General features: G+C 61.2%; 27 protein-coding genes, 1 tRNA gene and 1 pseudogene. 18 read left to right on the top strand and 11 right to left on the bottom strand.

Annotation, left to right across the window (positions count from 1 at the left end; translation table 11 throughout):
- The first annotated feature begins 10 nt into the window (after window positions 1-10).
- The 4 genes from Q1A06_RS02965 to Q1A06_RS02950 all read left to right on the top strand — a co-directional run bounded on the left by Q1A06_RS02965 (window position 11) and on the right by Q1A06_RS02950 (window position 2,925).
- Window positions 11-817: a TatD family hydrolase gene (locus Q1A06_RS02965; protein ID WP_299558484.1), complete on the top strand. Its 807-nt coding sequence runs from the start codon at window positions 11-13 to the stop codon at window positions 815-817.
- Window positions 814-1,617, top strand: coding sequence for an MBL fold metallo-hydrolase (locus Q1A06_RS02960; protein ID WP_299558482.1), 804 nt, complete (start codon window positions 814-816; stop codon window positions 1,615-1,617). The genes Q1A06_RS02965 and Q1A06_RS02960 overlap by 4 nt, the downstream gene beginning before the upstream one ends.
- A 69-nt stretch (window positions 1,618-1,686) precedes the next feature.
- Complete coding sequence (locus Q1A06_RS02955) at window positions 1,687-2,616, top strand: AEC family transporter (protein ID WP_299558480.1); 930 nt, start codon at window positions 1,687-1,689, stop codon at window positions 2,614-2,616.
- A gap of 132 nt (window positions 2,617-2,748) precedes the next feature.
- Window positions 2,749-2,925, top strand: a complete 177-nt coding sequence (locus Q1A06_RS02950; RefSeq protein WP_299558478.1) for a hypothetical protein — start codon at window positions 2,749-2,751, stop codon at window positions 2,923-2,925.
- Window positions 2,926-3,046: 121 nt separating this feature from the next.
- Here Q1A06_RS02950 and Q1A06_RS02945 read toward each other — a convergent pair.
- Window positions 3,047-3,130 (bottom strand) — tRNA-Leu (locus Q1A06_RS02945).
- A 123-nt stretch (window positions 3,131-3,253) separates the two neighbouring features.
- Between Q1A06_RS02945 and Q1A06_RS02940 the strand changes: the two genes are divergently transcribed.
- Entirely contained in the window at window positions 3,254-3,832 is a 579-nt protein-coding gene (locus Q1A06_RS02940) for a YqaA family protein (protein ID WP_299558476.1), read from the top strand.
- Window positions 3,829-4,290, top strand: coding sequence for a disulfide bond formation protein B (locus Q1A06_RS02935; RefSeq protein ID WP_299558474.1), 462 nt, complete (start codon window positions 3,829-3,831; stop codon window positions 4,288-4,290). Before Q1A06_RS02940 ends, Q1A06_RS02935 begins: the two co-directional genes overlap by 4 nt.
- Here the strand turns inward: Q1A06_RS02935 and Q1A06_RS02930 are convergent.
- Entirely contained in the window at window positions 4,287-4,712 is a 426-nt protein-coding gene (locus Q1A06_RS02930) for an Lrp/AsnC family transcriptional regulator (protein ID WP_299558472.1), read from the bottom strand. The genes Q1A06_RS02935 and Q1A06_RS02930 overlap by 4 nt on opposite strands.
- Before the next feature lie 108 nt (window positions 4,713-4,820).
- Here Q1A06_RS02930 and rocF point away from each other — a divergent pair, with 108 nt between their 5' ends.
- Window positions 4,821-5,741, top strand: a complete 921-nt coding sequence (gene rocF, locus Q1A06_RS02925) for an arginase (protein ID WP_299558470.1) — start codon at window positions 4,821-4,823, stop codon at window positions 5,739-5,741.
- Between the two features lie 21 nt (window positions 5,742-5,762).
- Window positions 5,763-6,806 (top strand): ornithine cyclodeaminase, encoded by a 1,044-nt coding sequence (locus tag Q1A06_RS02920; RefSeq protein WP_299558468.1) that lies wholly within the window; start codon window positions 5,763-5,765, stop codon window positions 6,804-6,806.
- Here the strand turns inward: Q1A06_RS02920 and Q1A06_RS02915 are convergent.
- Both Q1A06_RS02915 and dksA read right to left on the bottom strand, forming a co-directional pair.
- The gene (locus Q1A06_RS02915) at window positions 6,803-7,978 is read right to left on the bottom strand and encodes an FAD-dependent monooxygenase (RefSeq protein ID WP_299558467.1); all 1,176 of its coding nucleotides are present in this window, start codon (window positions 7,976-7,978) and stop codon (window positions 6,803-6,805) included. The two genes, Q1A06_RS02920 and Q1A06_RS02915, sit on opposite strands and share 4 nt — an antisense overlap.
- A gap of 123 nt (window positions 7,979-8,101) precedes the next feature.
- Window positions 8,102-8,524: an RNA polymerase-binding protein DksA gene (gene dksA, locus Q1A06_RS02910; protein ID WP_299558465.1), complete on the bottom strand. Its 423-nt coding sequence runs from the start codon at window positions 8,522-8,524 to the stop codon at window positions 8,102-8,104.
- 168 nt (window positions 8,525-8,692) lie between these two features.
- On the opposite strand from dksA, the gene Q1A06_RS02905 reads away from it, so the two are divergent.
- The 4 genes from Q1A06_RS02905 to Q1A06_RS02890 all read left to right on the top strand — a co-directional run bounded on the left by Q1A06_RS02905 (window position 8,693) and on the right by Q1A06_RS02890 (window position 12,594).
- Window positions 8,693-9,532: a MoxR family ATPase gene (locus tag Q1A06_RS02905; protein WP_299558463.1), complete on the top strand. Its 840-nt coding sequence runs from the start codon at window positions 8,693-8,695 to the stop codon at window positions 9,530-9,532.
- A gap of 321 nt (window positions 9,533-9,853) precedes the next feature.
- Complete coding sequence (locus Q1A06_RS02900; protein ID WP_299558461.1) at window positions 9,854-11,212, top strand: DUF2927 domain-containing protein; 1,359 nt, start codon at window positions 9,854-9,856, stop codon at window positions 11,210-11,212.
- Between the two features lie 27 nt (window positions 11,213-11,239).
- A complete protein-coding gene (locus tag Q1A06_RS02895; protein WP_299558459.1) occupies window positions 11,240-11,407 on the top strand; it encodes an apolipoprotein acyltransferase in 168 nt (55 codons plus the stop codon).
- Window positions 11,407-12,594, top strand: a complete 1,188-nt coding sequence (locus Q1A06_RS02890) for a VWA domain-containing protein (protein WP_299558457.1) — start codon at window positions 11,407-11,409, stop codon at window positions 12,592-12,594. Before Q1A06_RS02895 ends, Q1A06_RS02890 begins: the two co-directional genes overlap by 1 nt.
- On the opposite strand, the gene Q1A06_RS02885 is transcribed toward Q1A06_RS02890, so the two are convergent.
- The gene (locus tag Q1A06_RS02885; RefSeq protein WP_299558455.1) at window positions 12,584-13,042 is read right to left on the bottom strand and encodes a MarR family transcriptional regulator; all 459 of its coding nucleotides are present in this window, start codon (window positions 13,040-13,042) and stop codon (window positions 12,584-12,586) included. The genes Q1A06_RS02890 and Q1A06_RS02885 overlap by 11 nt on opposite strands.
- Window positions 13,043-13,207: 165 nt before the next feature.
- On the opposite strand from Q1A06_RS02885, the gene Q1A06_RS02880 reads away from it, so the two are divergent.
- Entirely contained in the window at window positions 13,208-13,636 is a 429-nt protein-coding gene (locus tag Q1A06_RS02880) for an OsmC family protein (RefSeq protein ID WP_299558453.1), read from the top strand.
- 110 nt (window positions 13,637-13,746) lie between these two features.
- A complete protein-coding gene (locus Q1A06_RS02875; protein WP_299558451.1) occupies window positions 13,747-14,430 on the top strand; it encodes a M48 family metalloprotease in 684 nt (227 codons plus the stop codon).
- A gap of 35 nt (window positions 14,431-14,465) precedes the next feature.
- On the opposite strand, the gene Q1A06_RS02870 is transcribed toward Q1A06_RS02875, so the two are convergent.
- From Q1A06_RS02870 to Q1A06_RS02850, 5 genes are all read right to left on the bottom strand, one after another.
- Window positions 14,466-15,011, bottom strand: coding sequence for an RSP_2648 family PIN domain-containing protein (locus Q1A06_RS02870; RefSeq protein ID WP_299558449.1), 546 nt, complete (start codon window positions 15,009-15,011; stop codon window positions 14,466-14,468).
- A 1-nt stretch (window position 15,012) separates the two neighbouring features.
- Window positions 15,013-16,224, bottom strand: a complete 1,212-nt coding sequence (locus tag Q1A06_RS02865; protein WP_299558447.1) for an RSP_2647 family RNA methyltransferase — start codon at window positions 16,222-16,224, stop codon at window positions 15,013-15,015.
- 39 nt (window positions 16,225-16,263) lie between these two features.
- A complete protein-coding gene (locus tag Q1A06_RS02860) occupies window positions 16,264-16,956 on the bottom strand; it encodes a DUF6778 family protein (RefSeq protein ID WP_299558445.1) in 693 nt (230 codons plus the stop codon).
- A gap of 148 nt (window positions 16,957-17,104) precedes the next feature.
- The gene (locus Q1A06_RS02855; RefSeq protein ID WP_299558443.1) at window positions 17,105-17,377 is read right to left on the bottom strand and encodes a hypothetical protein; all 273 of its coding nucleotides are present in this window, start codon (window positions 17,375-17,377) and stop codon (window positions 17,105-17,107) included.
- The gene (locus Q1A06_RS02850; protein ID WP_299558441.1) at window positions 17,374-20,187 is read right to left on the bottom strand and encodes a glutamine-synthetase adenylyltransferase; all 2,814 of its coding nucleotides are present in this window, start codon (window positions 20,185-20,187) and stop codon (window positions 17,374-17,376) included. Before Q1A06_RS02850 ends, Q1A06_RS02855 begins: the two co-directional genes overlap by 4 nt.
- A gap of 241 nt (window positions 20,188-20,428) precedes the next feature.
- On the opposite strand from Q1A06_RS02850, the gene Q1A06_RS02845 reads away from it, so the two are divergent.
- From Q1A06_RS02845 to Q1A06_RS02830, 4 genes are all read left to right on the top strand, one after another.
- Entirely contained in the window at window positions 20,429-20,857 is a 429-nt protein-coding gene (locus Q1A06_RS02845; protein ID WP_299558439.1) for a DUF2852 domain-containing protein, read from the top strand.
- A gap of 100 nt (window positions 20,858-20,957) precedes the next feature.
- Window positions 20,958-21,383 carry an RDD family protein gene (locus Q1A06_RS02840; RefSeq protein WP_299558437.1) on the top strand — a complete coding sequence of 142 codons (426 nt, stop codon included), beginning with the start codon at window positions 20,958-20,960 and terminating at the stop codon, window positions 21,381-21,383.
- Window positions 21,384-21,467: 84 nt separating this feature from the next.
- Entirely contained in the window at window positions 21,468-22,280 is an 813-nt protein-coding gene (locus Q1A06_RS02835; protein WP_299558435.1) for an arginyltransferase, read from the top strand.
- 201 nt (window positions 22,281-22,481) lie between these two features.
- Window positions 22,482-22,898 carry a VOC family protein gene (locus tag Q1A06_RS02830; protein ID WP_299558433.1) on the top strand — a complete coding sequence of 139 codons (417 nt, stop codon included), beginning with the start codon at window positions 22,482-22,484 and terminating at the stop codon, window positions 22,896-22,898.
- Between the two features lie 100 nt (window positions 22,899-22,998).
- Here Q1A06_RS02830 and Q1A06_RS02825 read toward each other — a convergent pair.
- Window positions 22,999-23,560 (bottom strand): annotated as a pseudogene (locus Q1A06_RS02825) (TRAP transporter large permease subunit); the annotation flags it as partial.
- Window positions 23,561-24,353: the final 793 nt, after the last annotated feature.

Below are 24,353 nucleotides of genomic sequence, written 5' to 3'. Positions count from 1 at the left end.
CCGGAGACCCATGACCGACCTCCCTTCCCTCACCGACAGCCATTGCCACCTCGATTTTCCGGACTTCGAGGGTGAAGTATCCGACTTGATCGCGCGCGCGCGCGAGGCCGGCGTGACGCGGATGGTGACGATCTGTACCAAACTGGTGAACGAGCCTGCGGTGCGCGAGATCGCGCAAGCCCATGCGCCCGTGTTTTATGCTGCCGGCACTCACCCGATGAGCGTCGCAACCGAGCCGATGGCGACGGTCGATCAGCTGACCGCCATCGCACAGCACCCCAAGATGGTTGGCATCGGCGAGACAGGGCTGGATTATCACTATACCGCCGAGAGCGCACAGGCACAGCAGACCTCACTGCGGCTGCACATCGACGCCGCACGCGAAACCGGTCTGCCGCTTATCATCCACAGCCGCGATGCCGATGACGATATGGCGCGGATCCTGCGTGATGAATACCGCAACGGCGCGTATTCATGCGTCATGCATTGCTTTTCGTCCTCGGCCAGCCTCGCGCGCACAGCGATTGATCTGGGTTTCTATCTCAGTATGTCGGGGATCACGGCCTTTCCCAAAAGCAACGATCTGCGTGACATATTCACGGACGCACCCCTTGACCGCGTGCTGGTCGAGACCGACAGCCCCTACCTCGCCCCGCCGCCGCGCCGCGGCAAGCGGAACGAGCCCGCCTATACCGCGCACACCGCCCGCCGCGCGGCAGAGACGTTCGGCATGGACTACGCCGAGTTCGCCGCACGTACACAGCAGAATTTCGACCGACTGTTCACCAAGGCAGCCCGCTACGAGGTCACACCATGACCGCCGAGATGCGCATCACGATCCTGGGCTGCGGCTCTTCGGGGGGCGTCCCGCGTCTGGGCGGCGTCTGGGGTGCCTGCGATCCGCACGAGCCGAAAAACCACCGCCGGCGCTGTTCGATCCTCGTAGAACGGATCACGGACGCGGGCACCACGACAGTGCTGATCGACACCTCTCCCGACATGCGCAGCCAGCTTCTGGACGCGGGCGTCGGACGGCTCGATGCCGTGATCTACACCCACGCGCACGCCGATCACGTCCACGGCATGGATGATCTGCGGATGATTGTCATCAACATGCGCGCGCGTCTGCCGGTCTGGGCCGACCAGCCGACTCACGATGCGCTGATCGACCGCTTCGGCTATGCCTTCATCCAGCCCGAAGGCTCGATGTATCCGCCGATCCTCGAGATGAACCTGATGGACGGTGATGTGCGGATTGACGGCCCAGGCGGGGCGCTGGCTTTTACCCCCTTCGAGGTTCCCCATGGCGGGATGAATGCCCTCGGGTTTCGCGTGAACAACGTCGCGTACTTGCCTGATGTTGCATCTATTCCAAATGATGTGTGGCATCATCTCAGGGGCTTGCGCTGCTGGATCGTCGACGCCCTGCGGCGCGACCCGCACCCGACCCATAGCCATCTTGACCAGACGCTTGGCTGGATCAGGGACGTGGCCCCGAAACAGGCCGTGCTGACCAACATGCACACCGATCTCGATTACCGAACATTGCTCGACGAGACGCCGGATCATGTACATCCTGCCTTCGACGGCATGCAGCTGCGCTTCGATCTGGACTGACGCGGCCCCTTTCGGACTGCCGCGCGGGGGTGTAGGCAAGGCGACATCCCCAGCCCCGAGTCCGCGCCCATGCAAACCCTTCTTGACGTTATCCTGCCGGTGTTTCTGGTCATCGGCTTCGGCTATGTCGCGGTTTGGCGGGGGTATTTCCCGGTCAGTGGCGTCGACGGCGTGCTGCGCTTTGCACAGAGCTTTGCCGTGCCTTGCTTGCTGTTTCAGGCCATCGCGAACCTCGATCTGGGTAGCGCCTTCGACGCGCGCCTTTTGATCAGCTTCTACGCGGGCGCGGCGATCTGCTTTGCGCTCGGCACGGTCGGGGCGCGGATCTTCTTCAAACGCGACTGGGAAGACTGCGTCGCGATAGGATTTTGCTGCCTGTTCTCCAACTCCGTCCTCCTAGGGTTGCCAATCTCGGAACGGGCCTACGGCGCCAATGCGTTGACCGGCAATTACATGATCATCGCCATGCACTCGCCGTTTTGCTACGGTTTGGGGATCACGGTCATGGAATTCGTACGCAACCGTGGGCAAAGCGGGCTCGGCCTCGCGCGGGCAGTAACGCGCGCGATGTTCCACAATCCGCTCGTCATCGGCATCGTTGCCGGGTTCGCGCTCAATCTGTCGGGGCTGACACTGCCGTCGGTTGTGGATGACGCGCTGTCCCTGATCGTGCGGGCCGCCCTGCCAGCCGCTCTTTTCGCGTTGGGCGGTGTGCTGATCCAGTACCGCCCGGAGGGCGACATGAAAGCGATCGCGATGGTCTGCTGTCTGGCGCTGGTGGTCCACCCCGCGTTGGTGTGGGTGTTCGGATCTGCTCTTGCGGTGCCGACCGATCTGTTCCGTGCCGGTGTCCTAACCGCTGCGATGGCACCCGGATTCAACGCCTATATCTTCGCCAATATGTACGGCCGTGGCCGACGTGTCGCCGCATCATCAGTGCTGATCGCCACCGGCATTTCGATCCTGACGGTCTGGCTCTGGCTTACGGTTCTCGGCTGAACCTGCAAACGTGCGTGGACGTCATCTGGCGCGCTGCCCCTCGCGGTTTCATAGCAGTTGACCTAAGCCCCAAGTTTTCTCCAGCTTTGCGCCAAATCCTTGGGGTTAAATCTCTGGCGTTAGGCCTCCATCTTGTCCATCGCATTTCGCTGCAAAAATTCCATCGGCGTCAGCCGCATGATGATGATGCAAAACTCTATCGCCTCATGGATTGCCGAAGGGGATAATGTGGAACTGGCGAGGGCTGGCTGGTCTTATGCCAAGATACAATCAACAACTGGTCAGAACTTGGAAACTGTCGCAAGTTGACGAGAAATGCGAGCCAAAAAGCTTGTCTCGCGTCGGTCAAATGCGGCGGTCCGAACCGACCTGTGGGAAGCACCTTCATGCTTCGCGCAATAAACACGCGGAAAACCTTGAAAAACCAAGGTGGTACCCAAGGCCGGACTCGAACCGGCACGCCTCGCGGCGGGGGATTTTGAATCCCCTGCGTCTACCATTCCGCCACTTGGGCACTGCGCGGGATTTAACGCGTGGGCGCGCGGGGGGCAAGTGCAAACTCGGCCTGCGGGTACCGCTATTGACGCCGCACGCCCTTCATGGTGTTGAGACATGTGCGCTAACGGGACCCCTCAAGATGATCCAACGCCTTTATGACTGGACGCTCGGCCTTGCGAACCATCACAATGCGTTGTGGGTTCTTGCGTTCGTTTCTTTCATCGAAAGCTCCTTTTTTCCGATACCGCCAGATGTGTTCATGATCCCGATGATCATCGCCCGGCCCAACCGCGCGTTTCTGATTGCAACCGTGGCCCTCGGCGCATCGGTTCTGGGGGGGCTTCTGGGTTATGCCATAGGCGCGCTTGCCTACGAGACGTTGGGCGCCCCGATCCTGACAGCTATGGGCAAGGCCGATTCGATGGCCGAATTCGCCGTGCGCTTCAACGATCTGGGATTCTGGGCGGTACTGACAGCCGGGGTGACCCCCTTTCCGTTCAAGGTTATCACGATCATGTCAGGCTGGACCGGCATGCCGCTGGGTACCTTCATCGCAACGTCGATCATCGCGCGCGGGCTGCGGTTTTTCGTCGTTGCATTCCTTCTTTGGAAGTTCGGCGCACCGGTCCGGACATTCATCGAAAGGCGTCTGCCTTTGATGTTCACGCTGTTCGTCGTCCTTCTGATCGGCGGTGTCGTTGCGTTGAGGTGGCTATGACCTATCGGTACTGGACGGTGTTGGCGATACTCGGATCGGCGGGACTGTTGCTCGCCGCGTTCGGCTTTCAGCATCTGGGCGGCATGGCGCCGTGCAAGCTGTGCCTGTGGCAACGGTGGCCGCACGCCGCCGCAATCGCCGTGGGCGCGGCGGTTCTGATCAGCGGTCGCGCGCCGCTTGCATGGCTTGGCGCGGTTGCCGCGCTGGGCACAGCCGGCATCGGCGCCTATCATGTCGGGGTCGAACAAGGCTGGTGGCAAGGCCCTACTTCGTGCACCTCCACCGGGGTATCGGGGTTGAGCGCCGATGAGCTGCTCGATCAAATCCTTGGCGCCCCGCTGGTGCGCTGCGATGACATCGCGTGGCAACTGGCGGGGATCAGCATGGCGGGCTGGAACGCGATTGCATCGCTGATACTTGCGGCCATGTGGCTTATGGCGGCGCGCAGCACCCGTTAACCTGACTTGCGCGTGCTCAGAAGCAGGCTGGTCTCGCTCGACATCACACCGTCCAGACGGCGGATCCGGTCCAGCACCCGGTCAAAATCAGCCAGCGTCGCCGTCCCGATCTCGACGATCAGATCCCAGCGTCCGTTGGTTGAATGCACCGCGCGCAACTCGACCATCTGACCCAGATTGCGCTTGATCCGTTCGGCACCACGGCCTTCGATCCCGATCATCATCAGCCCACGCACCGGATCGCGGGCGACGTCGGCACGCGTGACCACAGAAAACCCGATGATATCGCCGCGCGTCTGCAACTGGGCTATGCGCGCCCGCACGGTGCTGCGCGACAGACCCAGCCGCGCGGCAAGATCGGAATAGGACGCCCGCGCGTCATGGCGCAGGGCCGCTATCAACTGCTCATCCGTTTTGTCCAAAGGTTCAATCCAATCTGCGCAAAATGCCGCCGGATCGGGCGGTTTGTACGCTGTTCATAGACCGTATGTGCACCATATAACAGCGCAGACCAATACAAGGATCGAGACATGAGCAACCGACACTGCATTTTGCAAGGCGCACCTTTGGACAGTGGCAAGCGCCGCCGGGGATGTTTGATGGGCCCCGATGCGTATCGCACCGCCGGTCTGGCCGAGGCGCTCGAAAATCTGGGGCATCGCGTGACGGATCGCGGCAATGTCACGCCCCGCCCCTTCTCGGAGCAACCGCACGACAGGCTTCACCGCCAGTCGGAAACCATTGCCTGGACCGACGCCTTGGCCGAGAGCACAGAAATGGCCCTGCGCGACGGGATGCCCATCACGATGGGCGGCGATCATGCGCTGGCTGCGGGAACAGTGTTGGGCGCAATGCGCCATGCCGCTGCGCAGGACCGGCCGCTGTTTGTGCTCTGGCTGGATGCGCACAGCGATTTTCACACCCTTGAAAGCACCGGTAGCGGCAATCTGCACGGTACACCGGTGGGCTATTTTACCGGACGTGGCACGTTCGGCGGCTGGCCTGCCCTGCCCGCGCCTGTGCCGTTCGAGAATATCGCGATGATCGGTCTGCGCTCGGTCGATCCCGAGGAACGCACGGCACTGCAGGAGACGGCGATCACCCGTGTCGACATGCGCGAAATCGACGAGACGGGCATCGCCCGCCCGCTCAGCGCGTTTCTCGACCGGGTCGCGGCGGCGGGCGGAATGCTTCATGTGTCGCTCGACGTTGATTTCCTCGATCCCGCGGTAGCCCCTGCGGTAGGCACCACCGTTCCGGGCGGTGCAACAGTACGCGAGGGCCATCTGGTGATGGAGATGCTGCACGACAGCGCGCTGATGACCTCGCTAGATCTGGTCGAGCTCAATCCGTTTCTCGATGAGCGCGGGCGCACCGCACGACTGATGGTCGATCTGGCCGCATCATCCTTGGGGCGCAGTGTGTTCGACCGCCCCACCCGCGCCTATTGATCGCCGAACAGGAGATTTAACATGACCCAACCCTCGCAAAAGGCGCTCGTTCCTTTCGTTTCCGTCGACCAGATGATGCGGCTTATCCACCACATCGGCATCGAAGACATGCTGCGCGGCCTCGCAGACCGGATCGAAGCGGACTTTCGCCGCTGGCCTCTGTTCGACAAGACCCCGCGCGTGGCCAGCCATTCGGACGTGGGCGTCATCGAGTTGATGCCGACGTCGGACGGCGATGTGTATGGTTTCAAATACGTTAACGGCCACCCCGGCAACACCAAGGGTGGCCTGCAAACCGTGACAGCTTTCGGCCTGTTGTCGGACGTGGCGACCGGCTATCCGGTGCTGTTCTCCGAAATGACGATCCTGACCGCGCTGCGCACCGCGGCCACGTCGGCTCTGGTGGCGCGGGTGCTGGCGCCCGCGAGCAGCCGGGTGATGGCGATGATCGGCAACGGCGCACAATCGGAATTTCAAAGCCTGGCGATGAAGGCGGTTGTCGGGATCGACGAGGTCCGGTTGTTCGACACTGACCCGGCGGCGACGGAGAAATGCGCGAAGAATCTCGAAGGGCACGGCCTCAGGATCGTGCGCTGCAAGACGGCCGAAGACGCGATCATGGGCGCGCAGATCATCACGACCTGCACGGCGGACAAGCAATACGCAACGATCCTGACTGACAACATGGTCGGGGCCGGCGTACACATCAACGCCATCGGCGGCGACTGCCCCGGCAAGACCGAACTTGCGCCCGCGATCCTGTCGCGCGCAGATATTTTCGTGGAATACCCCGAACAGACCCGCATCGAGGGCGAGATTCAGCAGATGGCTGCCGATCATCCGGTGACAGAATTCTGGGAGGTGCTGACAGGTGCCGCGACCGGCCGCACCGACGCGCGCCAGATCACGCTGTTCGACAGCGTCGGCTTCGCGATCGAGGATTTCTCGGCTCTGTGCTATGTGCGCGATGCGATCAAGGGGACCGATTTTTTCACCCCGCTCGACATGCTGGCAGATCCCGACGACCCGCGCGATCTGTTCGGGATGGTGCAGCGCGCGGGCTAGGACAGCTTGACCCCGCCTGTCACGTCTTCACCGTAGAGCCAGTCAAACGCGCCGAGCATCCGGCCCGGTGCGACCCGGCTGCCAAGGCGCAGCGCGTTGTGGGCTGCGAACCGCAACGGTCCGGGGCGCAGGTGGTAGCGCCATGCGTTGCCCTCAGCCGCCTTGATCACCCGGGCCACACGCGACATTCGCGCATTCTGGTAGCGCGGCAATGCGCCGGGCCCGTCCTGCGCCACTTCGCGCGCCAGCACCCAAGCGTCTTCGAGCGCCATGTTCGCGCCCTGTGCCAGAAAGGGCAGCGTCGGATGCGCGGCGTCGCCCAGCAGCGCCACGCTCTGTTTCTGCCAAAGCGCGGCGACGGGGTGGCGGTGAAGCCCCCAAAGCGTCGGCGCCTCCACCGCTTCGATCAGTGCGCCGGCCAGACCGCCAAAACCCGCGAATGCCGCCCGCAGATGCGCCGGATCATCGGGATGATGCCAGCCTTCCTCGGCCCAGGTCTGACGCTCTTCCACAGCGACAAGGTTGACCATTTCTCCACCCCGCAACGGATAGCTGACCAGATGGCGTGCCGGGCCCATCGTGACCATCGCCACATCCGGGTGATCGACTGTATTGGGCACCGTCGCGCGCCATGCGACCTGCTGGGTGAAAAACGCAGCGTCCGCGCCATTGAGCGCGGGACGGGCGCGCGAATGAATGCCGTCGGCACCGACGATCAATTCCGCCTGTCGCGTGCTGCCATCCGCGAGCGTGATCTTCGGCACGGCACCGGGTAACACCGACGTTACCTCGACCCCCATCTCGAAACTCACATTCGCCTCGCGCGCGGCGCGGACCAGCACATCGACCAGATCGGCGCGGTGCGCGAAAAGATAGGTTTGCGTCTCGGGCAGACGCATCAGATCCAGCCGCGCCACATCCCCGGCCGCGTCGTGGGCGCGCAACACCACCGCACGCCCCCGCACAGCTCCCCGCTCCAGCAGTCGCCTGCGCAGCCCCAACGCGCGCAGTACGGCCAGCCCGTTCGGGCTGATCTGAAGGCCCGCGCCCACCTCGCGGATTGCAGGAGCCTGTTCGATCACCGTGACCGCAACACCGCGCCGTGCGAGTGCGATGGCGCAGGTCAAACCGCCGATACCGGCACCGATCACAATCGCGTTGCCCAACCCCATCTTCGCGCTCCCTAAAAACAAAAAAGCCGCAGCGGGTGCTGCGGCGGTACTGTGTCACCTACCCGCACGCGGCCCGCCGAAAAGAGACGGCGTGCAGTCGCGGATGCATCATCCGGCGATCACTCAATCGTCGCGGTGGACTTTTTCGCGCCGCTCGTGACGCTCCTGCGCCTCGAGACTCATCGTGGCGATGGGCCGCGCATCCAGCCGCTTGAGCGAAATCGGATCACCCGTCACCGAACAATAGCCGAACTCACCCTCTTCGATACGGCGCAGCGCCGCGTCGATCTTTGACACCAGCTTGCGGGCACGGTCACGGGTGCGCAGTTCAAGCGCGCGGTCGGTTTCTTCGGAGGCACGGTCGGTCACATCGGGAATGTTGCGTGTGCCGTCCTGAAGTGTCTCGATCGTGCCGCGGCTGCCCACCAGCAGCTCCGCTTTCCAGTCCAACAATTTACGGCGGAAGTATTCAACCTGCCGGTCGTTCATGAATGGCTCGTCCTCGGCGGGACGATACGCATCCGGCAAAAACGTTTCCTGCTTCATTTTTCCCATCCCATCTACATAATCAGCGACTGTCACGGTGGACGTCTCCCTAGCGACATTTCCTTGCGGCGGGGTCTATAGGACACGTCCGCGATTGTCACTATGCAATCATACGCTATGATGATTCCCCGAAGAAACAGAAACTTGGCTCGGAAGGTTAACACTGTTATGAAATTTCACGGGACGGCGGACTACGTCGCAACAGACGATCTCAAGATCGCGGTTAACGCTGCGGTACAACTGGAACGCCCACTTCTGGTGAAGGGCGAGCCGGGCACCGGCAAAACCGAACTTGCCCGCCAGGTCTCCTCCGCGCTCGGTCTGCCGATGATCGAATGGAACATCAAATCCACCACCCGCGCGCAACAAGGATTGTACGAGTATGACGCCGTCAGCCGCCTGCGCGACAGCCAGCTCGGCGATGAGAGGGTGCACGACGTGCGCAACTATATCCGCAAGGGCAAATTGTGGGAGGCGTTCGAGGCCCAAGAGAAGGTGGTGCTGCTGATCGACGAGATCGACAAGGCCGACATCGAGTTCCCCAACGACCTGTTGCAGGAACTCGACAAGATGGAGTTCTACGTCTACGAGACCGGCGAGACAATCAAGGCCAAGGTGCGCCCCATCGTCATCATCACTTCGAACAATGAGAAAGAGCTGCCGGACGCCTTCCTGCGCCGCTGTTTCTTTCACTACATCCAGTTTCCCGAAATGGACACGCTCAAGAAGATCGTCGAGGTGCACCATCCCGGAATCAAGCAGGAGCTTCTGACCACGGCGTTGACACAGTTTTACGGGATCCGTGACCAGCAGGGTCTGAAGAAGAAGCCGTCGACCTCTGAAGTCATCGATTGGCTCAAGCTGCTGCTGGCCGAAGATATGGACGCCAAGGATCTCAAGGCGGACGGTACGTCGTCGTTGCCCAAATTGCACGGCGCGCTCTTGAAGAACGAACAGGATGTGCATCTCTTCGAACGGCTGGCCTTCATGGCGCGCGGCGGCCGTTGATTACACGACGCTGCTGACGACCGGCGGTGGCGCGACCTTTTACGGGCGTGCCACCGCCCCTCTTCGACACAAGGGGACCGCTTTCCGAGTGTGTTTTTTTTGTGCCCCCCAACCACAGGTTGCCGTAATCGGGCAAATTTGTCTCGATTTTGCCCAGATTGCTCCCTACCGTGAACAGGTTGAAAGGCGAAAAGACCTTCAATCGAAGCTCAAAAGGGCAGGCAGGCAGCTTATGAACCAGTATCCCGCACATTACGTGCGCTCCGTACCATTGCGCGCTGCGCGAACCATGCAGGCGTCGCGCGTACGCGGGCGCATCGCATGAAGAAATCCCGTATCGCGCTCGTGCTGTCGATGGCCCTGAACGCTTGTACCCCGACGACCGAAGGCGACGTTGCCCGGCGCATGCCGTTCGCGGACTCGAGTCTTCCACCGATCAAGGTCTTTTCAACCGCCGTGCCGCGCGGGCCAGTGCGCGCCAATAACGATCTGGCGCTGGATTTCATCGAACTGTCGTTCAAGCTGGAAAGTGGCCGTGACCTGCCGGTTTTCACCCGTTTCGAAGGACCGATCAATGTGGCGCTGGCGGGCGATGTGCCTGCATCGCTGCAGCATGATCTGAACCGGCTGCTGGCACGATTGCGTGCGGAAGCACGGATCAACATTTCGCAAACCGCAACCGGGCCGGCGAGCATCACGATCAACGCAGTCCCCCGCAGTGAGATCCGCAAGCTGTTGCCGCAGGCCGCCTGCTTTGTTGCGCCGAACGTCAGCACCCTTGCCGAATACCGCAAGGCCCGCCGTAGCTCGAAAACCAACTGGACCTTGCTGCGCGAACGCAAGAAGCTGGCGATCTTCCTGCCCAACGACTCAAGCCCGCAGGAAATACGCGACTGCTTGCACGAAGAGCTTGCACAGGCATTGGGGCCGCTCAACGATCTGTACCGCCTGCCCGATTCCGTCTTCAACGACGACAACGTCCACACTGTGCTGACCGGGTTCGACATGCTGATGTTGCGGGCCTACTACGCCCCGGAGTTGCACAACGGCATGTCGCGGGGACAGGTCGTAGGCGCACTTCCGCAGATCCTGCGCCGGATCAATCCGCGCGGCGAGATTGCAGCAGCACAGTTTCCGACACGCACACCGAAACAGTGGAAGCGCGCCATCGAGACGGCGCTTGGCCCCGCTTCCGGTCACGCCGAACGGATCGCCGGCGCGGCTGAGGCGGTCCGCATCTCCGGTATCATGGGATGGAAAGACCAGCGCCGCGCGTTCGCCCATTACGCCATGGGCCGTGTGCTGCAAAACGATGATCCTGACACGGCACACCAGCATTTCATGATTGCAAAGACATTTTACGACGCGACCCCCGGCACTGATCTTCACCGCGCGTACGTCGCTGCACAGCTTGCCGGGTATGCCGTCCGCACAGGCAACGGTGCACAAGCCATCACCCTGTTGCCCCCCCATATCCAGACCGCACATCTCAACGAGAATGCCGCGTTGCTGTCGACGCTGTTGCTGCTGCGCGCCGAAGCTCTGGATCTTGAGCAACGCACATCAGAGGCCAAGGCCGTTCGGCTGGACAGTCTGGGATGGGCGCGGTACGGATTTGGTTCGGACTGGGCCGTGCGGGCCAAGTTGCGCGAAATTGCATCACTGAACCCGCTCAAATAACGGCCCGCAACACAAAAGGGCTGCAGAATGATCGTCATAGGAGCCGCCATCATCGGCGCAATCGTGGGCGGCATGACCGCGAAAAAGCGCAACGGCAACCGCAAGGACATCGCGCAATATGCGGCCGGCTATGGGCTGGCCTTCATGATCCTCGGGATGTTCGCGACGATCATCATTGATCGGATGGCGTCCTGATGTTCCTACCCTTTTTTGAACAGCTGCGCGCGCACAAGGTGCCGGTATCCATGCGGGAGTTCCTTGCATTTCTCGACGGTATGTCTGCTGGTTTGACGACCTATGACACCGAAGCGTTCTATTATCTTGCGCGAGTGTCGATGGTGAAGGACGAGCGCAATATCGACAAGTTCGACCAAGCCTTTGCCGCCGCTTTTTCGGGGCTCGAAAACATCACCGCGGAGGAAGTGCTCGAAGCGGTGGAGATCCCGCGCGAGTGGCTCGAGAAGATGTCGGAAAAGCACCTGACGGAGGAAGAAAAGGCCGAGATCGAAGCGGCGGGCGGTTTCGACAAGCTGATGGAAACGCTGAAAAAGCGACTGAAGGAGCAAGAAAAGCGCCACCAAGGCGGCAGCAAGTGGATCGGTACAGGCGGTACTTCTCCGTTCGGCGCCTATGGCTACAACCCCGAAGGCGTACGCATCGGCCAGGACAAGTCCCGCCATCAAAAGGCGGTAAAGGTCTGGGACAAACGCGAGTTCCGCAATCTAGATGACACGGTCGAGCTGGGCACCCGCAACATCAAGGTGGCGCTCAAACGGTTGCGCCGTTGGGCCCGCGACGGTGCCCAGGAAGAGCTTGATCTGGGCGGGACGATCCGCTCCACCGCCGAGCATGGGTATCTCGATGTGAAGACCCGCCCTGAGCGGCGCAACGCGGTCAAGGTTCTGCTGTTTCTCGATATCGGCGGGTCGATGGATCCGCATGTCAAGGTCGTCGAGGAGCTGTTTTCGGCGGCGCGCACGGAATTCAAGCACATGGAATACTTCTATTTCCATAACTGTCTCTACGAAGGTGTCTGGCGTGACAACCGGCGCCGCTGGGATGCGCAGACCCCTACCCACGAGATCCTGCGGACCTACGGTCCCGATTACCGCTGTATCTTCGTCGGAGATGCGTCGATGTCCCCCTACGAGATCGCCTATCCCGGGGGTGCCAACGAGCATTGGAACCCCGAAAGCGGCGCGACATGGCTGGGCCGTGCACGCGACCAGTGGAAAAGCAATCTTTGGATCAACCCGATCCCGGAGAAATACTGGCCCTACACCCAGTCCATCAAGATGGTGCAGGAGATCTTCGGCTCGGAGGCCATGGTGCCCATGACCCTCGAAGGGCTGTCGCGCGGAATGAAGACGCTTACCCGCTGATGTCGGTTTCTGCGGCGGCCCGCGCGACGGCCGCATGCAGATCGCCGAGCTTTGACCGCAGCGCATTTATGGCATCTGCGTCGAGACCGGTCGCGGCATGGATACAGTCGGGAATACCCTGCGCGCGCGCGCGCAGCGTTTCTCCTTGTTCCGTCAAACCGATCAGCACCCGACGTTCATCGTCCACATCGCGCTTTCTCGTCACATGACCCGCCCGTTCAAGCCGCTTGATCAGCGGCGTCAGCGTGCTTGATTCCAGCTCCAACCGCGCGCCGATCTGCCCCACCGAGAGCTGCCCGCCGTCCCAAAGCACCGTCATGACAAGATATTGCGCATAGGTCAGGCCCAACGGCGCAAGCAACGGTTTGTAGAGGGCCCCGAACGCATGCTGCAACCTGTACACGCCAAAACACAGCATAAGCTCGGGCGTAATCTGGTCATCGTTCATGCGATCTCGCCCCGTCCCATGTAAATTTAGCCTCCTCGTATAGCAATATTCCGGCACGATATATATCGTGCGCGATAAGATCGTTTGCTAATTTATTTCGAAGCGGCGGGAACGTAAACTTGTCCGCAAAGTTGAACTCGGTACAGAAGGAAAGGAATAATTATCATGGCTATTGAAAAATCCGGGTTTGCCCATTGGTCTGGAAACCTGAAGGAAGGCAAAGGAACCGTATCCACGGAAACCGGCGTTCTGAGCGCGCAGCCTTATGGCTTCAAGACGCGGTTCGAAGATGCCAAAGGCACCAACCCCGAAGAATTGATCGGTGCCGCGCACGCGTCGTGCTTCTCTATGGCGCTGTCGATGATCCTCGAAGACTATGATCTGGTCGCCGACAGCATCGACACGCATGCGACCGTGCATCTGGCCCAGAAGGATGGCGGCTTTCACGTTCCCAAGATCCACCTCGACGTGACAGCCACAATCCCGAATGCATCTTCTGAGCAGTTTGCCGAAGCGGCGAAAGCTGCCAAGGAAAACTGTCCGATCTCCAAGCTGATGACAGCGGAAATCACGATGGACGCCAAACTGTCGTGATCGGAAAAACCCCGGCGCGCGCGCCCGCGTGCCGGGGTATTTCGCGCAGCGCCTGTGCATTTCAACGCAGGCCGCTTGCCCTGATGGCTTAACTGCCCATATTGGATCCCATGATCCGTGTTCTGCCTATTCTTCTCGCCGTGCTCTACGGCTTTGCGATGTACCGCTTTTCGGTCTGGCGCACGAGCAAAGAGCTCGACACCCAATCCACCATTCTTGCCGATCCGGCGCTAAAGGAAATGAGCGCGCAGATGGCGCGGGCTTTGGATCTGCCGCGGATCAAGGTGCATATCTACGAGATCGAGCCCGTGAACGGGCTTGCCGCGCCGGACGGGCGGATCTTCATCACACGCGGGTTCTACAACAAATTTCGCGCGGGCGAGGTTACTGCAGAGGAACTGGCATCGGTGATCGCGCATGAGTTGGGTCATGTCGCGCTGGGCCATTCGCGTCGGCGGATGATAGACTTTTCGGGCCAGAACGCCATGCGCGCGGCCATGGGAATGGTGCTGAGTCGGTTTATTCCGGGCATCGGTATCTGGTTGGCCAACATGCTTACCACAATGCTGGCGGCAAAGTTGTCGCGCAGTGACGAATACGAGGCCGACGCCTATGCGGCGGCTCTGTTGACCAAAGCAGGGATCGGAATAGCGCCGCAGATCTCGCTTTTTCGCAAGCTTGACGCGCTCACAAAATCAGCCGGCGGGCGCGCACCGGCCTGGTTGATGAGCCACCCTAAAACCGAGGAACGGATCAAAGCACTCAGTACGCTCCAATCAAAATGGACCAGATAGATCAAGAACTTACCAGCGGAAGTAAATGTACCACATCAAGCCCCGCTGAGAGCTTTCCCGAGCCGCGGCAACCGCGCTTTTTTCATCAATGCCCGCAGCGTCCAGTCCACGCCGGACAAGCGGCGCGCCTCTTGCATGACACCATCTGCCACATCTGCCACCCGCTCGGGCTCCGCGTGCCAGTGACCCAGCAGGAATGCGTCGGGATCGTTGCGGCTCAGCCCTTCGTCAGCGAGGATACCCCGTGGAAAATCCTTCGCGTTCAACGTGATGATACCGTCCGCACTGCCAGCTATGGCGGCAGCGAGAACGTGGATGTCATTACTGTCGGGAAGCCACAGCCGCGCTTCCAGTCCCGGGTGCGGCGCGACCATCGCCTTGGGAAACGCGACGCCGAGCATCGCAATTTCGCCACGCGCCTGCGCTTCGGCGTCGGGGCCGATCTTGCGCACGGCCAGAGCCCATTCTTCGAAAATACGGGCGGACCAAAGCGGTTCATACCCGCCCGATCGCGCAACACCCAACAGCATTTCGCGCATGACCGTCGGATAGATCACACAGGCGTCGAGCAGCAGTTTCATGCTATAGATGGAAGAACAGCGATTTGAGATAGCCGCTTTCGGCCAGTTGCGGGAGTTGTGGATGATCCGGCCCCGCTGACCCGCTGTGGATCAGCGACGGGCGACGGCCCGCCCGTCCGATCCCGCGTATCGACGCGGTACGAAACTGCGTCATATCCGCCGCGTGCGAACAGGAACACAGCCCCAGAATACCGCCATCCGCGACCAGCGGAGCGGCCAACCGCGCAATCCGCTCATAGGCGCGCAACCCTGCTTCAACGGCCGGCTTCGCTGGCGCAAAAGCGGGCGGGTCGCATACCACAACGTCAAATTCCGCCCCTTCCGCGCGCAGCTGCGTGAGCACATCAAACGCATCGCCTTGCCGCGTCGTCATGCGGTCGCTGACCCCCATCGCATCCGCGCCTTCCGCGGCCAGGTTCAATGCGGGCGCGGAACCGTCCACGCACAGCACTGATGCCGCCCCGCCGGCGATTGCTGCCAGTCCGAAACCTCCGACATGCGAAAACACATCGAGCACCCGCGCCCCGCGTGCCAATGACGCAACGAAAGCGTGATTTGGCCGTTGATCATAGAATATCCCGGTCTTCTGGCCTCCGGTCAGGTCGGCCATGTACGTGGCCCCGTTCATCGGCACCGGCACAGGTGCATCGGGTGCGTCCCCTGCAAGAACCGCACTGACATCGTCAAGCCCTTCGAGCGCGCGGGTCCGTCCGCTCGCGTTCTTGAGCACATTCTTCGCGCCCGTCACCTCGATCAGTGCAGCGGTCAGCGGCTCGATCAGTGCCTCGGACCACGCGGCGTTGGGTTGGATCACCACCGTATCGCCGAAACGGTCAATGATCACACCGGGAAATCCATCCGCTTCGGCGTGGACCAGACGATAGTAAGGCGCATCGAAAAGCCTGTCGCGCAGCGCCAGCGCGCGGCGCAAGCGGCGGGCCATCCAGTCCTGGTCGATTACGGCTTCCGGATCGCTGTCGAGCACCCTTGCAATGATCTTGGACACCGGATTGACCGTGACAACCCCCAGCGGCTGGCGCAGGCTGTCTTCGAGCAGCGCAATGGCACCGGGGGCAAGTCCCTTGGTGCGCCGGTCGGTGACCAGTTCGTTTGCATAGACCCAAGGTGCGCCATGGCGTATGGCACGGGCGTTCGCTTTGGGCATCAGGCGGACGACGGGAAGAGGCGGGGTTGTGGAAAAGGGCGCTGTCATAGCGCCCTTCCCTAGTCTGTTCGTCGGGCGAGGGGAAGCTTAGATTTTATTGACCAACTGGAAGAACCCCAGTCGCGCGTTCTCGTACCCACCGGGCTGCAAAAGCTCCTGACGGATGACCTCGGCAAGGTGATTGCTGATGCGCACTTTCTGGGTTTGCCCCCGGGCCTCGGCAAGGATCGCCTGCTGCCCGCCAAAGGCGTCGAGGTCTGCATGAATTTTCTTCGGTTCGGTCAGCGGCGCACCGGTCTGGCTGTCGCGCAGCTGCATCGTGAAGATGATGCTGTGAGTGCCGCCGACAGTATATCGGGCCTTTTCGGTCACCGCGTGAAACCGGGCCACCTCGACATCGAGAGTAACGGGAACCGGCCCCTGGAAAGACTGCGTCCCGGACCGCAGCGCGTCTTCGACGATCCGCGCGACCTGTGCGTGGCGGTCGCCGATCGGGTCCTCGCGCCACACGATATCGGATCCGGGGTAATATCTGTTGGCTTCGGACACCGAAAGGCTGGCCGGAACTGTCACGTTGATCCGATCAACGGTGACCTTCTGCATGATTGCAGCCGGCAAAAGCTGTAGTTCCGTGCCAGCCACGTTCTGCGGCGCGATCGGTTCGGCCGCGATATTGGTACGCGATACGAACGGAGCATCACGGGTCACGACATCGCTGGCGCCACAGGCGGACACCACAGCGGCAAGACCAAGGCCAAGGGCAAGTTTCATCGCATTCATCTCATTCTCCCAAAGGCCGGATGACCTCGTCATGGTTTCTGAGATCAGTCATCGTGCCGAATTCGGGCAGGTTTGAGACAAATTCACGAAGAACCCGGTACGAATTCAGGGTATTTACCCGTTTCCTGGGCGCGCTGACAGGCTACGCTCAGTCCCGCTCACGACTGCGCCAGCCACCGCGGCGGTGCGGTGTCGCCATCACCGGCAACCCTTCGGACAAAACTTCGGTCATGGGATGGGCCGTATCGGCGCCGTATGTTTTCAACAGATTGCGCAGGCGCGACCGGGTGTCGCGCGCCTCATCAAGGCTCAACGCCCAGTCCAGAAAGATGGTCCGGCACTCCGGTTTGGTGATGCCTTCCATCCGGTACGCCTCGAAAATCAGCCCCTTGGGGTCGTCGACACTGTGCTTTGGCTTCATGATTCCTCCTCTGATACCGGACCGGCGGCCGCCAAAGCGGCGGTGATGATTTCATCCGCTTGGGCCGTAATTTCGCCCAGCTGCGCTTCGAGGTCGGCAACGGTGTCACCCTCGGGGTCGCGGGCCACGGCGCGGATCAGGAAGTCCCGCGCGGCCTCGCGCAGTGGATCAATCCGTAACGCGTGCGCCGACAGTAGCCTTGATGCTGCCTGAAGCGCCCACATCCGCCCGTAAGCGTCGTTGAGGCACTGCTCTTGTGCACCATTTATCAGCCCCGTCCGCCGCGCGGCGGCAAGGCCCGCAGGGATGTCACGTGCGGTACTCTGCCCGATCAGCGCGCCAGCCTGTGCAAAAAGCTCGATGTCCTGCAGGCGGCCCGCGCCGATCTTGGCATCCAGCACCCCTTCGGGGGATTTCGCCGCTGCGATCCGCGCGCGCATCTGTGCCGTCTGTGCCGCCACGTCCGCCGCGTCGCGCGGCTGCTTCAGGATCTCCATCCGCAAGGCTTCGACCGCGTGCGCGAGAGGTTCGGGGCCGGTGATGACCTGCGCGCGGGTCAGGGCCAGATGCTCCCACACCCAGGCTTCATCGCGCTGGTAACTTTGGAACGCGGCAAGGCTGGTTGCGACGGGTCCCTTGTTGCCGGAAGGGCGCAACCGCAAATCGACTTCGTAGATCCTGCCCTGCGACATCGGCGCGCTCATCGCCGTGATCATTGCCTGGGTCAGGCGCGCATAGTACTGGCGGGTCGGCAGGGAACGCCGGCCGTCCGATGCCTCGACATCGGCGGGATCGTAGATCACGATCATATCCAGATCCGACTGCGCGGTCAGGCGCCCTGCCCCGAGCGACCCCATACCGAGAATCGCCGCACCCTTGCCGGGCGGCGGACCGTGTCGGCGCGCAAATTCCGAGATCACCATAGGCCACAACGCGCATAATACGGCCCGTGCCAGATCGCTGTATTGTACGCCGGCGGTTTCGGCGTCGATCAGCCCCCGCAGATGATGCACACCGATGCGAAAGTGCCATTCCCGCGCCCAGGCCCGCGTCCCGTCGAGTTGCGCCTCGTAATCGCCCATGCCCGTCAGACGCGCGCTGAGGCCTTCCTGCAGCGCCGCCTGTCCCGGCCAGTCGTCAAAGAAGTCGCCGCCGATCACTGCGTCCAGCACCTGCGCGTTACGCGACAGATGCGCCGCCAGTTTGGGCGATACGGAGACGATCGTGATCAGCAGATCGGCAAGCTGCGGGTTCGCCTTGAGCAGCGAGAAAAACTGTACCCCCGCCGGAAGCCCCGCAAGGAAGCCATCGAAGGCAAGCAATGCCTCGTCCGGCCGTTCCGCCTGTGCCAGCCGTGCCAGCAGTTCCGGCCTGAGCTGCTCGAACAGGGCGGCGGCGCGGTCGGTCCGCAGTGCCGGATAGCTTGGCCAGCGGTCCAGGATCGCAGTATCGAAGTCGTGCTCGGATGCGGGTACCGGCGTGGGCGCGTGGCCATCGGCAAAGAACCCTTCGGTGATCTCATGTACCGCCGCAAGCCGTTGGTGCAGCGCGGACCCAAGCGCGCTTTGGTCCATGTCCATCATCGCCGCGATGCGCGCCATCCCACTGTCCGAGTTGGGCAAACTGTGGGTTTGGGCGTCCTGCACCATCTGCAACCGGTGCTCCACCGTGCGGTGGAAGGTGTAGTGATCGGCCAGCGTCTCGGCCACGTCGGTCGGGATCCATTCCTTGCGGGCCAGTTGCGTCAGTCCTTCCTTGGTGCCGCGCACCCGCAGATCGCGATCACGGCCACCCGCGATCAGCTGTCGCGTCTGGGTGAAAAACTCGATCTCTCGGATACCACCGCGCCCGAGCTTCATGTTGTGACCGGGCAAGGTGATCGCACCGCCCAAACCTTTATGCTCGCGGATGGCGAGGCGCATGTCGTGGGCATCCTGGATCGCCGCGAAATCGAGGTGACGGCGCCAGACAAAGGGGCGCAGCGTGTCGATGAACCCCGCCCCCACGGCCAGATCGCCCGCACAGGGCCGCGCCTTGATATAGGCCGCGCGTTCCCACGTCCGACCAAGGCTTTCGTAGTATCGCTCGGCCGCGTCGAGCCCGATGCACACCGGCGTGACCGCCGGATCGGGCCGCAGCCGCAGATCGGTGCGAAAGACATAGCCATCTGACGTGATTTCGCTCAGGCTTGCGGCCATCGCGCGGGTGGCCTTGATGAAGCCCGCGCGCGCCTCCTGAAAATCCGCAGGGTCGAAGCGGCTTTCGTCGAAGAGGCAGATCAGGTCGATATCGGAAGAATAGTTCAGTTCGCGCGCACCCATCTTGCCCATCGCCAGAATGGTCATTCCTCCGGCGGTCAACGCGTCTTCCTCCACCAGACCCGGCATTTTCCCGCGCTTGATCTGGGCAGCGACCGCGACCCTCAAAGCGGCCTGTGCTGCGGCATCGGCGAAATCTGTCAGCGCGCCCGTGACCTGTTCGAGACTCCAGGCACCGCCCAGATCTGCCAGAGCGGTCAGAAGAGCAACACGCCGTTTGCCCTGGCGCAATCCTGCTGCCAGGGTCTCTGCCTGTAACTGCTGCGAAGCGGCGACGAGCGCGGACACGGCTGTCGTCGGGGCCACTACAGCTTCCTTGAGCCACTCCGCCTCGCGATTGATCAACCCGGCCAGATAGGGCGAATGGGCGGCTGTGCCGGTCAATAGGTCGCGAAGGCCCGGATCATAATCACCGAGCGGCACATCGCAATCATGCGCGGCAAGAACGCGCGGCGCACGGGTAATGAGCTGGCTTAGCGGTTTTTCATCCATGCTTCAGATTTGCGGGATCGCTGCACCGCCGTCAATGCGAGACGTCAAAAAAGATATTTATCATAACATATTGATCTCATTAGATACTTTCCATGAATGTAAATATCCTTCACATCAGGGCTTGCAAACTTTGACCACGATCCCCAACTTAAACCATGTGAAAGACATTTACATTACTCCTTTCACCGGTGCAGCGCCCCACTTCCGGCGGCGGCACACCGCCACTTACACAAGGACTGAAATGGCCACACTGACCGATACCGCTTCCTACACCTCTCGCACTGCCGACGTCCGCAACTGGCTCGGCAAAGCCCAGGACTGGCTCGATGCGCGTGGTAAACCAGCATGGCTTGCCGCCATCGTTCTGGGATTCATCATCTTCTGGCCTGTGGGCGTTGCCCTGCTGGCCTTCGCAATCTGGAGTAAACGCATGTCTTCATCGTCTTCGCGTTCCTGCGCCCGCCGCAGCCGTCACAGCTTTGCCATGGGTCGGCCCACGGGCAACAGCGCATTCGACGCCTACAAGGCCGACACGCTGCGCCGCCTCGAAGAAGAGCAAGACAGCTTTGAGAGCTTCCTTGCACGGTTGCGCGACGCCAAGGACAAAACCGAGTTCGACGCGTTCATGAACGAGCGTGCCAAGCGCAGCGAAGGCTCCGCCGAAAGCTGATCCACGCCGCCGGGTTGACACCGGCCCAGGGCCCTCCCAGATCGGGAGGGTCTTCCTATGTCCCCCTTGCCATCCTATGCCCCCCTGCCAAAGGTCTGCCATGCTCCCCGATCCCGACATAAACCCGGAATTTTACGACGGCGTGCCCACAAAGCGTCTGCTTGCTTGGGTCACCGACGTGCTGATCATCTCCGTGCTTACGGCGCTTGCCGTGCCGTTGACGGCATTCACCGGCCTGTTTTTCCTGCCGTTTCTGTTCATCGTCATCAGCTTCGCTTACCGGATCATCACACTGACACGCGGCTCGGCGACATGGGGCATGCGCCTTTTCGCGCTTGAGTTACGGCAAGCGGACGATCGTCCCTTTGATCTGCCGACCGCCTTTTTCCACACGCTGGGCTACAGCATCTCGTGGTCGATCCCGTTGATCCAGATCGCATCCGCAGTCCTGATGTGCACCACTGATCGCCGTCAGGGCGTCAGCGATCTGGTGTTGGGAAGCGTCGCGCTCAACCGGCGCGGATAAGCGTGCAAGCGCCCTTCGAGAAATTTGCGTTTGCGCTCCAAACCTGACGCGTTATCGTACCGATTGTCTCATACGGAATACTTCATGCGCCATTCGCTTCCCATCGCTCCCCAGTTCTATGTCACGGCACCGCAGCCGTGCCCCTATCTGGAGGGGCGCGTGGAACGCAAATTGTTCACCGCGCTTCAGGGTGCAAACGCGGAAAAGCTGAACGACAGCCTGTCTGGACAGGGGTTCAGGCGCAGCCAGAACGTGCTGTACCGGCCCTCCTGTTCGGATTGCGCCGCGTGTCTCTCGGCGCGCATTGACGTTGCACGCTTTGCACCCAGCAAGAGCCAGCGGCGGACACTCAGGCGCAACAGCGGCGTATCGCGGCGCGCGACGTCCCCCTGGGCTACCGAAGATCAATACGATCTTTTCCGCCGCTATCTCGACAGCCGCCATTCGGACGGCGGTATGGCCGATATGGACGTTTTCGAATTTGCCGCCATGATCGAGGAAACCCCGATCCGCAGTCGCGTGATCGAATACAGCGATACCGAGACGGGTGAGCTGATCGGCGTGTGTCTGACGGACGTGCTCGTTGATGGCGTCAGCATGGTCTACAGTTTCTACACACCCGATCTGCCGCGCAACGGGCTTGGCACCTACATCATTCTTGATCACATCGAAATCGCCCGTCAGGCGGGTCTTCCCTACGTCTATCTCGGCTATTGGGTGCCCGGCAGCCAGAAGATGGGCTACAAGGCCAAGTTTTCGGGCCTCGAAGTCTACATCGGGGGCACATGGCAGAAGGTGCGCGATCCGGATGCTTTCGCCGCCGAAACCCATCCGCTGAGCAATGATCCCATCGCCGAGCAGGTTGCGAACATATCGCTTCCGGATCTGAGCCGATGAAATCGGTGGCTTTGCCGGGAATTTTTCCGAAATCTTTGGTGCGGCGATGCAGAACATATCGCGGCCAGAGAGCGATTTGATCCGTTTGCCTTCGGGCAACGCGGCACCGGAGTACCTATAACTGTTCCGAATTACGCGCCAGCCTACTTTGACACTAAAGATCTGCGGTATTACATTAATCTTTGAAAGACAGCTCACACCATGATCGCTTATGTCACTGTCGGTGCCGACGACATTTCCAAAGCGAAACGGTTCTATTCCGCAATCCTGCCAGCCCTTTACTACGAACTGAAGGAAGGGCCCCAAGGCCTGAGCTACGCCTTGCCCGTGGCGCGCGGTCAGGTTGCCGTACTGCCGGATTTCTACGTCAAACCGACCTACAACGGGGCACCTGCCACGGCCGGAAACGGCACGATGATCGCATTCGAGGCACGCACCCAACAGCAGGTGCGCGACCTGCATGCCGCAGCACTTGCCGCAGGAGGCTTCGACGAGGGCCAGCCGGGTTTCCGCCCGTCATACGGTCCACGTTTTTACGTCTGCTATCTTCGCGACCCTCAGGGCAACAAGATCGCACTGTTCTCCAGCAATCCCGAAGAGCCCGCCCGTAATGCATAGCCCGCGAGCACGACAACGAAGCCAGCGGAAACCACTTTCCCCATGAAAAACGGGACCGCCGTTTCCGGCAGGGCCACCTCCCCCGGCTCTTTGATATTCGGTTCGGGATCAGATCCGGTGCGATCGTCACGATGGACGTGAACAGCCACAAGATTGCAAACCCCGCGACCTGGATCAGAACGAACGGGATGATGCCACGGTAGATATGCCGTGTCGTCACACTCACCGGGGCAACCCTGCGCAAGTAGAACAGCGCAAAGCCGAGCGGCGGCGTCAGGAACGAAGTTTGCAGACCCAGCTTTCAAAGCTGACTTCGTCCTGGTTGACCCGCAGATCAAAGTTCACGCCGACGAGGATACAGATGATGATGGCCAGCGTACTCCAGATGATCACCTTGGGCGAGCGGTGGAGATCCGTGAGCTTGCGGTAGGCCGCAAGCATGATCGCGCCCCCCGCCCCGAGCGCCGCCGCCGGGGTGGGATTGGTGATACCCCCCAGAATGGAACCAAGCACCGCGACGATCAGAACCAGCGGTCGGAACACGACGCGGATCAGCTCGTTCTTGCTGCACAGTTTGGTGGCATAGACGACACCGTACATAAGCAGGCCAAAAGACATGGCCATCAGCTAGACCATCACCCTGGCGAAGCAGTCGGCCCGACAAGCGCGGCGTCGAAAAGCTGCGTTCGGTTGGGAAACCGAACCCGACCAGCAGGCGCAGAGAGTAGCTTAAAAAGCGCCAGATCCTGTCAAAGGAAGGGGGGGGGCAGGCTGCATATTGCCCCCACGTCCTCACGACCACTACTGCCGCGAGATCTACGGGTTGCGGTCCTATGAGATGCTGAACCCCGCTTTTGATCGTCTCGACAAACCAGACGTCGCTTATCCAGCAGCCTATTTTGGCCCGGACGAACCTCCCGTCTATGAGGATGGCAGTTTGAAGCGACGGCCAAGCCCGTGGCGTACGCGGCGGTCTCAAAAGTCCCTCCACCACCATAAAGGGGAAATTCACGGGTGACCTCTAAGTGGACTGCGAAGGTTCGCCCGAAAAGGTCCCTCCACCATTATTAAGGATAACCTCGGGGGGCGCCTCCTTCGTCGTCTTCACAATCAAAATCAACCTTCTTGATCAACCTCAGTTTGACCCAGCTTCGCTGAATGAACCTGAAGTCATACCTCATGTGCAAAGACCCAGCTTGGCTATCGCCAAGACGACGACGCTATTCGAGATCACCCTATCGAGCACATTACCGGTCAGCCTCCACCTTCGTTACCCAAGCCAATAGATACCCCTCACTTCAGTTTGGCCCAGCTTCGCTGCACGAACCTGAGTCAACACCTCTTCGGCTTAAGACCCCGCTTGGCTTTCGCCCAGTCGAAGACGCAATTCGGATGGCATCTCAACTCCAACCCTCTGCCTTGGTCATCGCGGCGCAAGCCCGCCAAGGCCTCCCA

Source organism: uncultured Sulfitobacter sp. (assembly GCF_947497275.1).
GTDB lineage: Bacteria > Pseudomonadota > Alphaproteobacteria > Rhodobacterales > Rhodobacteraceae > Sulfitobacter.
This window is presented reverse-complemented; position numbering and strand designations above follow the sequence as displayed.